7 protein-coding genes are annotated in these 10,861 nt (G+C 41.1%); 3 read left to right on the top strand and 4 right to left on the bottom strand.

Annotated features, from left to right (window positions below; genetic code table 11):
* The first annotated feature begins 72 nt into the window (after nucleotides 1-72).
* Complete coding sequence (abc-f, locus tag ACTWQL_RS24255; RefSeq protein WP_443144931.1) at nucleotides 73-1,905, top strand: ribosomal protection-like ABC-F family protein; 1,833 nt, start codon at nucleotides 73-75, stop codon at nucleotides 1,903-1,905.
* 47 nt (nucleotides 1,906-1,952) lie between these two features.
* Here abc-f and ACTWQL_RS24260 read toward each other — a convergent pair whose 3' ends face one another.
* The 4 genes from ACTWQL_RS24260 to ACTWQL_RS24275 form a co-directional block, all read right to left on the bottom strand.
* A complete protein-coding gene (locus tag ACTWQL_RS24260; protein ID WP_443144932.1) occupies nucleotides 1,953-3,221 on the bottom strand; it encodes an ATP-binding protein in 1,269 nt (422 codons plus the stop codon).
* A gap of 340 nt (nucleotides 3,222-3,561) precedes the next feature.
* Nucleotides 3,562-5,130 (bottom strand): glycine betaine uptake BCCT transporter, encoded by a 1,569-nt coding sequence (locus ACTWQL_RS24265; RefSeq protein WP_443144933.1) that lies wholly within the window; start codon nucleotides 5,128-5,130, stop codon nucleotides 3,562-3,564.
* A 66-nt stretch (nucleotides 5,131-5,196) separates the two neighbouring features.
* On the bottom strand, nucleotides 5,197-6,735 hold the full coding sequence (locus ACTWQL_RS24270; protein WP_443144934.1) for an FAD-dependent oxidoreductase: 1,539 nt from the start codon (nucleotides 6,733-6,735) through the stop codon (nucleotides 5,197-5,199).
* Between the two features lie 131 nt (nucleotides 6,736-6,866).
* Complete coding sequence (locus tag ACTWQL_RS24275) at nucleotides 6,867-7,025, bottom strand: hypothetical protein (protein ID WP_443144935.1); 159 nt, start codon at nucleotides 7,023-7,025, stop codon at nucleotides 6,867-6,869.
* Nucleotides 7,026-7,502: 477 nt separating this feature from the next.
* On the opposite strand from ACTWQL_RS24275, the gene ACTWQL_RS24280 reads away from it, so the two are divergent.
* Together ACTWQL_RS24280 and ACTWQL_RS24285 are read left to right on the top strand one after the other, a co-directional pair.
* On the top strand, nucleotides 7,503-8,585 hold the full coding sequence (locus ACTWQL_RS24280) for a fatty acid desaturase family protein (RefSeq protein WP_443144936.1): 1,083 nt from the start codon (nucleotides 7,503-7,505) through the stop codon (nucleotides 8,583-8,585).
* Between the two features lie 212 nt (nucleotides 8,586-8,797).
* Entirely contained in the window at nucleotides 8,798-10,654 is a 1,857-nt protein-coding gene (locus ACTWQL_RS24285; RefSeq protein ID WP_443144937.1) for a cation:proton antiporter, read from the top strand.
* The last annotated feature ends 207 nt before the right edge of the window (nucleotides 10,655-10,861 follow it).

The raw sequence follows: 10,861 nt of genomic DNA on the forward strand, positions 1-10,861 counted from the left end.
ATCAACGACTTTCAGGAGCAACAAGGTTTGCGAAAACAACCTTTTCAAAAAAGATGTACTGGAGGGATTTGTATGCTGGTTTTGAAGGCTGATAACGTTACAGTTGAACGGAATGGAAAACAAATATTCAAAAATGCTTCAATAGAAATCAACGATAGGGATCACATTGCATTAATCGGAAGAAATGGAGTTGGAAAAACAACTTTCATCAATTGTTTGCTAGGTAAAGAGAAAGTATCCGGAGGCACGATTTTCCATCCGATGAAAAGTGAAGAATGGGGAATTGTGGAACAAGATTCTTTATTGGATTACCATGTTACAACGAGAGAGTTTGTTGAAAGTGAATCTTCAGATCTGTTTCATGCAAAGCGTATCTTGCGAAGATGTGAAAAAGCGATCCAAGAAAATCCAGAAGATATCGATGTACTTTCAGACTATAGTAACGTATTGCAATCGTATGATGAATTGGGTGGGTATGAATGGGAAACAGCTGTAGAGAAATGTATGCTGCAGCTTAGGCTTCCGAAGGAAATTTGGGATCAGGCCATCACAAACCTAAGCGGCGGTCAAAAAACACGAGCTAGGCTTGCCAGGGTTATGCTGCGCAATCCAAAAGGTTTGATTTTAGATGAACCGACCAATCATTTAGATGCAGAAACAATCCAATGGTTGGCAGAATGGCTTCAATCGTTTAGAGGAGCAGTATTGTTCATTTCCCATGAACGCGCATTCATCGATCAAGTCGCAAATATTACGTATGAGCTCTCGCCTGATGGGACGAAAAAATACCACGGTGGCTATGAAGAATATAAACGCAGCGTAGAACATGAAAGAAGGACATTAGAAACCCAATACCATAAACAACAAGCCGAAAAAAGAAAGCTCATGGAAGCTGTTACCCAATATAAACAATGGTTTCAGAAATCCCATAGCGCCGCAAGTGAACGGGACCCTTTTGCTAAGAAGAAGGCGAACAAGAATATGACGAGATTCAAAGCGAAGGAAGCTGCGTTAGAACGTCTTGAAAACGACCAGATTGAGAAACCGAAAGACGGACCCAAGATCAATGTTGAATTGGAAGTTGGTACATTTAACAGCAAAACGTTACTCAGGTTCAATGCTGCAGCTTTTCGATATCCACAGAATGACATGCTATTTGATTCCTTATCCTTTACGATCGACCGAGGGGACAGAATCGCGGTGATCGGGCGGAATGGGACCGGGAAAACGACATTGCTCAAATTGATTACCAGGCATCTTCTCCCTGTATCGGGGAATGTCATACATCATCCACAACTGAAAATCGGATATTTCATGCAGGAACTTGAGGGGCTTGCACCAAACAAGACGATTCTTGAGCAGATCTTAGACCTTCCACAGATGACCCAAGCTGACGCACGGACGATTCTTGCTTGTTTTTTGTTCAGAGGAGATCATGTGTTCAAGAAAGTAAAAGAGTTGAGCATGGGGGAGAAGTGCCGCGTAGCTTTTGTGAAGTTATACTTTTCGGAAGCCAATCTTCTTGTACTTGACGAGCCGACCAATTATCTTGATATTGAAACGAGGGAAAGAATTGAAGATGCACTTGCCGTTTACCCTGGGTCAGTGGTTACGGTCTCGCACGATCCGTATATGCTGGAAAAAGTCACAAACCGTGTTTTTTCACTGGATAATGGGTTTTACGAGTATAAAGGTTCGTATAAGGAATGGAAACATCATGTGCACTTGTCAAAAGACGAACAACAGATCAATAACGAAATTGATCTGTTGAATTTACAATTATCGAATTTGATCGCGAGAGAAGTGGAACCCGATAATGAGAACAATACCCTTGAACTGAACAAGCAAATAAAAGACTTGAAAAAGCAGATAACTCAATTAGAAGCTCAAAAAGAAGGCATTTAACAAACAAAATAGGGCGACCCTGTCAGACACGAAAGGGTCAGCCCTATTTATATATGCACTTCATTTTCAATGGATATGGTAGCGGGCAAACGGATTGTAAAGGTCGTGCCCTGATCGACTTGGCTTTGTACATCAATGGTTCCGTTCATGCGTTTCACGATTTCAAAACTTACTGTAAGTCCTAGGCCAGTACCTTTTTCTTTCGTTGAAAAATAAGGTGTACCCAGGCGCTTCAACTGATCATTTGGAATACCTGAACCATTATCCTGGATGATGACTTCAACCCACTGGTCCTTCCTCACAGCCGACACATGCATTTTTCCGGAACCTTCCATCGCTTCAATCCCATTTTTCATGATATTGATGAGCACCTGCTGGACTTCATGCTTATAACACTTCACCTTTAAAGCCTCATCAACTGATTTTGTGATTTCCACATTATTGATGATCGCGTAAGTTGAGATGACCTGAATCGAGTCATTGATTACTTTTGAAAAATCGATGACCTCCAAGTCGTTTTTCTGCGGTTTTGATAAGGACAAATATTCATTGATAATGGTTTGGGCTCGATCAAGTTCCGCGATGGAAATAGTGATGAAAGATCGGTCTGCTTCGGGAATTTCTTTACTCCCGCTTAAAATTTGAAGGAAACCTCTGACTGTGGTCATAGGATTCCGGATTTCGTGCGCGACTGAAGCGGCTAATTGACTGATGGCATTCATTTTTTCGATATGTTCAAGTTCCCTTTGAAGCATGATCTGTCGGTTCAATGCTTCAATCAAGGCGATTACACAAATCAAAGTGAATAATGTGATCGCTGAGAGATAGATTGTGATTTCTACTTGGTCGAAGTAACCATTTGCGATGAAATAAATTGCTCTTAAACCGGCGATCACGAAATAAAAGCCAGTCAGAATGAACAACTTCACTTTCGTGGATTGTGTATGATAAAACTTACTTAAAATGATCAAGACGACTGAAGCGATTATGTAGTTACCCAACGTGGTGTAAAAATCACCTGGATATAAGAAATATGATAAACCAAGCATTAGAGCCGACAAGGAAATACCTGGAAAAATACCGCCATACATGAAACCGAGAATAATCGGAATGATTCTTAGATCGTATTTGAACTCATCCGAATAGACAGCGGGTAAAGTCATTGTCAGAATAACGGAAAATAACAAGACGAAAAAGAATTTCGAAGTAACTTTTTCACGTTCACGACCATCTTCACGAAGAAAAACAAAATAAAAAAGCGCAGGGAATAAGATGAATAATACGTTAACTAAAATATCTTTAATAATAATCCACATGAATCGACTCCGTAGTTAGAGATTTTCTTACTGGAAGACTCTATAATTCTTAAATGTTGATTTGTTGCGGAATTGCTTCTCTGCAGGTGATCCGCAAAATCAACATATAAATATGACAGAGCCTGCTGAAAAAGGTTCTTGCAATTAGCTGTAACCATCAAGAAACTTTGCAATAGCAGTAATTGGTGTTGGGGTTCTGGAAAAGAGTGATCTCAAATGTCGATATTTCGGTTATTTCCTCATGATTCATTATTCTTTTTTAGTTTGTAAAATCCTTTTTTAAATGTATCTGAAATACAACTAAAGTATTAAAAAAAGCTGACTGTTTTGTCAGCTTTCATTAACTTTCATTTCTTTGAACCTTCCGTCTGATCCTGCCTCTCTGCAATTTTGCTTTTATTTTTCCAGAAGTTTTTTCCTTTTTAAATCCTTTGTTTTCCTTAACTTCGGTTCGGAAAGCTTTCAATAAAGCATAACAACTGAAGAGAAGGACGACTCCCAAAGGAAACGCACTGATGATGATAGCTGATTGGAACCCTTCCAACCCGCCTGTGGCCATCAGGACTACAGCAGAAGCAGATAACAACAGGCCTAAGACCACTTTCACAATATTAGGCGGTTCAATGCTTCCGTAGGTGGTTTGCATCCCTAATACGAACGTTGCAGAATCTGCTGATGTGATGAAAAACGTCAGAATCAATAACAGAGTTATCACAACAAGGACAATCGTGAATGGAAGTTGCTGAAATACATAGAACAACGCTGCCTCTAGGGCTTGCCCTGATACATCGAGACCAAGGTTGTATTCCATGAAAATTCCTGTGCCCCCGAACACAGCAAACCAGAAAGCACAAACGAGTGTAGGAATGAGCAATACAGCAGTAATGAATTCGCGGACTGTTCTTCCTCTTGATACACGGGCAATGAACGTACCGACGAAAGGTGCCCATGCAATCCACCATGCCCAGTAGAAAATCGTCCAGGATTGCAGCCAGGTTGCATTTTCTTCATTAAAAGGCGCAAGTCTTAAACCTAAGCTAGCTAAATTTTGAAGATATCCACCGAATGTTGTTGTGAATAAATCTAACACAAACACAGTTGGCGCTAGAAATAGGAAAATGAAGAACAGGAGGACAGCGAGAGATAGGTTCGCATTACTTAAATATTTGATTCCCCGTTTGATTCCTGAGGCGGCAGAAATCAGAAACATGACAGTAACAACAAGGATAATAACGAATTGAATTGTAAAATTATTCGGTATTCCTGTCAGGTAGCTCAGACCACCATTGATTTGGGCGGCTCCGAGTCCTAGTGAGGCAGCCACACCGAATAACGTTGCGATTACTGCTACGATATCGATCAGTTTACCAATCGGTCCGTTTACCATTTCCCCTAAAATCGGGTAAAGGGTGGCGCTCACAAGACCAGGGAGTCCTTTCCTGAACTTGTAATAGGCTAGAGCGAGTGCAACGACAGCATAGATCGCCCATGCGTGGAAACCCCAATGGAGATAGGTATATTGCAGCGCGACCTTTGCAGATTGACTTGTCCCTCCTTCACCAAAAGGCGGACTTGAAAAGTGGGAAATCGGTTCGGAGACTCCGAAAAATAATAATCCGATTCCCATACCAGCACTGAACAGCATCGCGAACCAGGTCGGCCGATTGAATTCCGGCTTATCCTCATCTTTGCCAAGTTTGATTTTTCCGTATTTACTGAAGATGAGGAAAAGAGCAAAAACCAAGAAAAAAGTTGCAGAAAGTTGGTAGAACCAACCGAAGTTTTTCATAAAAAAAGCTTGTGTATCGCTCATGACATTAATCAGTTGTTGTGGCCAAACTGCTCCCCAAAAAACAAAAATGCCTGCGATAATAATTGAAATCCAAAACACACTTGATACTTGTTTCACTGATAGACCTCCGATTCTGGATGTTCTGTCTGTACCAATACCCTCTATCGTTCAAATAATCACGCTTTATTCTTTATCTTCAAGAGATACCTGTTTCAATGGTTTCTCGGCAGGTCCTTCCACGACAGTGCCGTCTATTGAAAAACGGGATCCATGACAAGGGCAGTCCCACGTTCGGTCACCGCTGTTCCATTCTGTTTCGCACCCCATATGGGTACAAGTCGTATCAACCAGGTGCAAACAACCATTCTCATCTTTATAGGCACCTGTACGTTTTCCATTTACTTTGACGACAGCACCTTCGTCGTTCCCCATATCATTAAGCTTTTTATGGGCGAGTCCGACTTTTCCAGCGACGAAGTGTCCTGCGACATCTGCGTTTTGTACCACTAGATTTTTCAGGCTGGGATCCGCGTAAAAGCGAGAGGGTGTATAAAGTTCTTCGTATGGGCTCAAACCTTTTGTAATGAGGTCTGTAAGCAATTTTGCTGCGATTGTGCTGGTTGTCATACCCCATTTTTTATATCCACTCGCAACGAAAATATTGTCGTACTTCGAACTTATTTTGCCGATATAAGGGATCTTATCAATGGTGATCAGGTCTTGAGTGGACCAGCGAAACGGAGACTCGCGAATTCCCAGGGTTGTCTCAGCCCAATCCTGCAGGTTCTCGTAATGCTTGAACGTATTGATCCCATGTCCTGTTTTATGGCTTTCGCCGCCGACAAGGATATAGTTCTCGCCATTAATGGTCGTATCACGAAGTGACCGTTTTGGCTGATCAACACTCAAATACATGCCGCCTGGATATGGTTTATTTGATTTAATGGCAATTACATACGATTTTTCAGCATGCATCCTTGCGAAATAAAAGCCCCTCCCATCGAAAAAAGGGAAATGGGATGCGATGACGACATGATTGCATGTAATGTTGAATCCATTTCTCGTAACTACTTTCGGTTTAGTTCCGGTTTCAATATCTACTGCAGGTGTGTTCTCGAAAATCATTCCTCCAGAAGATTTGATTTTCTCTACAAGCGGAAGCAGATAACGGAGAGGATGGAATTGTGCCTGGTTTTTCATGACTAAAGCAGATTCAATTGGAATATCAAACGGAATTTCGTCCACCAGGTCACTATCAATTCCTAATTTCCGATAGGCTTCAAACTCTTTCTGCAGTTTTTGGTGGGACGTTTTTTCCGTAGCATATAGATAAGCATCCTCACTCTTAAATCCGCAGTCAATATTATTTTCTGTAATGGTGTTTTGGATGAATTGCAGAGCTTCCGTATTGGAGCGATAATATTGTTTTGCCTTCACTTCACCGATATGCTGGATCAACTCATCATAAATAAGGTCATGTTGAGCCGTGATTTTTGCAGTTGTATGGCCGGTTGTCCCGTTAAGGATACTGCCAGCATCGATCAAGGCGACTTTTTGCCCCGACTTTGATAATAGATAGGCTGTTGTGATACCGGTAATACCTGCTCCGAGTATAGCGACGTCAACTGATTGATCTTCAATTAAAGTATCAAAAGCCTGAAGTTCTACTCCCGATCTCCATATAGGTTCTGGAAATTGGGGGAGTGATGGATTGGTTGTCATAATATTCCTCCTCATTCACATCATTTGTTAGATAATTTTTCCTAACAAATGGAATTCATGTATGGAGAGGAGAAATCGACAAAAGAAAACTTTTTAAAAAGGCTCTTTTCTAAAAGATTGTTGCTTTTGAGTCATTTGTAAAACTGCTGTGCAAGTTGATTGGAGAGCAAGGTGCGAGACTCCTCGAAAATGAAAATCGCATTTTCTTCGTGTGATATAACGCTGCCGAAGCTTTCCTTGTCCTGCGGGATCAGCGTGCCTACTACCTGGATAATCTCCTCGCAAGGCATGCGACGAGAAAGCTCGCTTCGACAGGACTTTCTTGTAGACGCAGGAGCACAAATGCTTCCTTGAAAAGGAGACTCCTGAGGTCGCAAGGCGACGAATGGGCTCACCGAACGCCCCGCGGAAAGCGAGCATCCTGGAGCGGAAATCGACGACTTTTAAAAAAAACTTGGCGAGACCAAGCCTTTTGTATGTCGAGCCTTAGTTGCCCTTATACTGAAGAAAGTATTTTATACTTTCTTCAAGTGCAAGAGCTACAAAGTTTGCGAAAAAAGCTTTTAAAAAAATATACCACCAACTATTATGACTTGGTAATAATTATTCATTGACTTTTACAGCACAGACCTGTTAGGGTTAAGTCTAAGTTTCAGAAAATTAAAGCTTATTAAAGTGATGATTAAATTGCACAGTTCGGAGGGGAACATAAACAGTCCGTATATAACGAAACTTGTTACAGAGTGAACACAAAGGAGCGGTAAAACATGAAAGATTATCATACATTTGGTTGGTATGCTGCTAGGATAGCTCCTCACATGCCAAAGAAAGCATTCAAACCTGTCCCTTCAAGACTTTTAGGTGGTTTAGTATACCTGCTTATTTCGATTGCTAGTTTCGTTACGATCATTTTCTTTGAAACAAATATTTGGTTGAACCTATTGATCAGTTTAATCCTGGGAGCTAGTTTCGCTGGAATGGGCTTTTTGGGACATGAGATTTTACACGGTACAGTCGTACGGAAGCCTTGGCTGCGGGATTTCCTTGGCGCAGTTGCATTTTGGCCGCTGACCACTGGACCTAAACTCTGGAGAAAATGGCATAACCTGACGCATCATGTTCATACGCAGGATGAAGAAAAAGACCCTGATGCATGGCCTAGCATGAAAAAATTCTCGAAGAATAAATTTATGCGGTGGATGTATAGAATCCCATTTTCAATTCGAGCGATTGCAAGTTTTGCTGCATTAGCTGTTACGTTCACACTGCATTCCTTGAAGATGTTCACCGTTTATATCAAGGAGTTCAATCCAAAGAAACAACCGAGTGTTTGGCTCGAAGCAATTTTACCTTGGGCCACATGGATTGGTCTGTTAATGTGGATTGGATTTGAGAAATGGTTCTTTGCATTTTTATTGCCGTTGTTGATTGCTAACTTCATTGTTATGGCCTATATTTCAACGAACCATCGCTTGAATCCGCTTGTACCCGTGAATGACCCATTAGCGAACAGTCTGACAGTCGTAACACCAAAGTGGGTAGATGTCCTGCATTTCAACTTTTCTTATCACACGGAACATCACCTGTTCCCTGGTATGAGTCCCAAGTACTATCCGATGGTCAAAGCACATATCAAGAAAATGTGGCCGGATCGCTACCATGAAATGCCTTTTGGCCAAGCGTTGTTGGCTCTCTTCAAAACACCAAGAGTCTATTACAATGATAAAGAATTGATCGACCCGCATAAAGGAAAGCTTTTTGGTTCTTTAGGAAATGGACTTAACCTGAAAGCAAGAACAATCAAACAAGTGAAACAAGTGAGACAAGTAAGACAGCTGAAAAAATCATAATAGTATAGGAGACCTTCTTGCATATTAAAGTCGTGCAGAGGGTCTCTTTTTTTTGCATTTTTCAGTATAACGTTATTGTTAGACATGAATCCGAAAACCTGTATAATAAATTAAATATCATGAAAATTTGAGAATTTTACATACTAAAAGGGTACTAAATAAAACGATAGATACACGTCATCATCAAAATATTCACAGTGAAGGAGAACATAATGATTGAATCTTTACTATTTACAATCATGCTGATCATCGTGTTGGGTATCGGATCACAATGGTTAGCCTGGCGTTTCGGTTTTCCTGCAATCGTAATCATGACAGTTGCTGGTCTTCTAGCCGGTCCATTTTTAGGTATCATAAATCCGGAAGAGGATTTTGGGCAATTATTCAATCCAATCATTTCAGCAGCTGTCGCCATCATCCTTTTTGAGGGCAGTTTAAATTTAGATTATCGCGAAATAAAAGGAGTCGGCAGACCGATATTACGGATTGTCACCTTTGGTGCACTAATCGCATGGGTTCTAGGCTCATGGGCAGCGCATTATTTTGCTGGACTTTCCTGGGCTGTTGCATATGTAATCGGAGGGTTATTCATTGTTACTGGTCCGACGGTCATTCTCCCTCTTTTAAGACAGGCTAAGCTAAAGGCTCGGCCTGCAGCGATTCTAAAATGGGAAGGTATCATCGTCGATCCTTTTGGCGCTTTATTAGCTGTATTCGCTTTTGAAATCATTAAATTTCTTACAGAAGAAAGTGTCACAGCTCAAACGTTGTTACTCTACTTCGTAGCTTCTGCAGTAGCGGGACTTCTTGGATGGCTATTCGGACGAGTATCTGGTTGGATGATTGAAAAAGGGCATGTACCTGAGTTCTTGAAGTCACCTTTCGTATTTGCTTTTGTACTTGCTTGTTTTTCCATTTCAGATGAAATCATGCATGAAACAGGACTATTAGCAGTAACTGTAATGGGAATCACGATGGCAAACATGCACATTACTTCCATCGATGATATGCGTCACTTTAAAGAAACAATGTCGGTCATGCTTATTTCTGCAGTATTCATTATGATTACGGCGTCCTTGACAATTGAAACGCTCCTCGAGATTTTCAACTGGAACATACTCTCTTTCGTTGTCTTAATGATGATACTGGTTCGACCATTATCGATCTTTCTGTCAACGATCCGAACCGATTTGTCATTTCAAGAGAAAACATTGGTCGGTTGGATTGCGCCCCGTGGAATTGTTGCACTGACAGTTTCAGGGTATTTTGATAGTGCCTTACAAGATCAAGGGTTTGAAGATGCAAGACTGCTGACTCCGTTGACGTTAGGACTTGTGTTTGCTACGGTTTGCGCACACGGGTTTTCGATCCGTTGGATGGCTAGGAAGCTGGGGCTTGCGATTGATGACCAACCAGGTGTTCTACTAGTCGGCGGGAGCCTTTTCAGCGCTAAATTTGGAGAAGTTTTAAAAGAAATGAATATCCCGGTGTTGATTACGGACTCTTCCTACGATCGATTAATAACTGCTCGTAATCTTGGAGTACCAACCTATAGAGGGGAAATCCTATCTGAACAGACTGATTACCAAATTGATTTCACCCCGTACGAATATATGGTAGCTTCGACGGATATCGATTCGTATAATGCGCTGGTTTGTAATACGTTCGTTCCTACATTTGGAAGGACAAATGTCTATCAATTGAGCCTTCATAATACCACTGGAGATGATCTCCGTGGACTTGACCCTACAGTTGGCGGTAACATCATATTTCATGATGGAGCAACGTGGGAAGTGCTCAATAAAAAGGTAGAAAGCGGCTATGTCTTCAGAAAAACGAAAATCACTGACCAATATACGTTTCAACAATATGTGAATGAACGGGCTGATGATGCAGAATTACTTTGTATATTAAAGACCTCAAGGAAAATCGTTTTTTTCACAGAAGAAAGTTCAGTCAAGGGTGAAGATGGAGATATTGTCATCAGTCTAGGCCCGCCGAACAAAGGGTCAGATAAAATAAGAGAAAAATATGAAGAAAATTCAAATCCGACAATTACGCGGGCATAGGGAAGTATCAAAAACAGGACTGACAAATCACGTCAGTCCTGTTTTTACTTGCACTTCATTCATTTAGGCTCTTTTCTTAAGGCTCTACAATATTTGTTGGGGTATGAGAAAAATTCACGTAAAAAAACACACAAGCTCCTATAACCTGTACACTTGAATTGACGAGAAACAAGAGTGGGGATAGGAGTTGTGTGTACGTGCATTTTA

This window comes from Pseudalkalibacillus sp. R45, from assembly GCF_052246725.1.
Taxonomy (GTDB): domain Bacteria; phylum Bacillota; class Bacilli; order Bacillales; family Fictibacillaceae; genus Pseudalkalibacillus.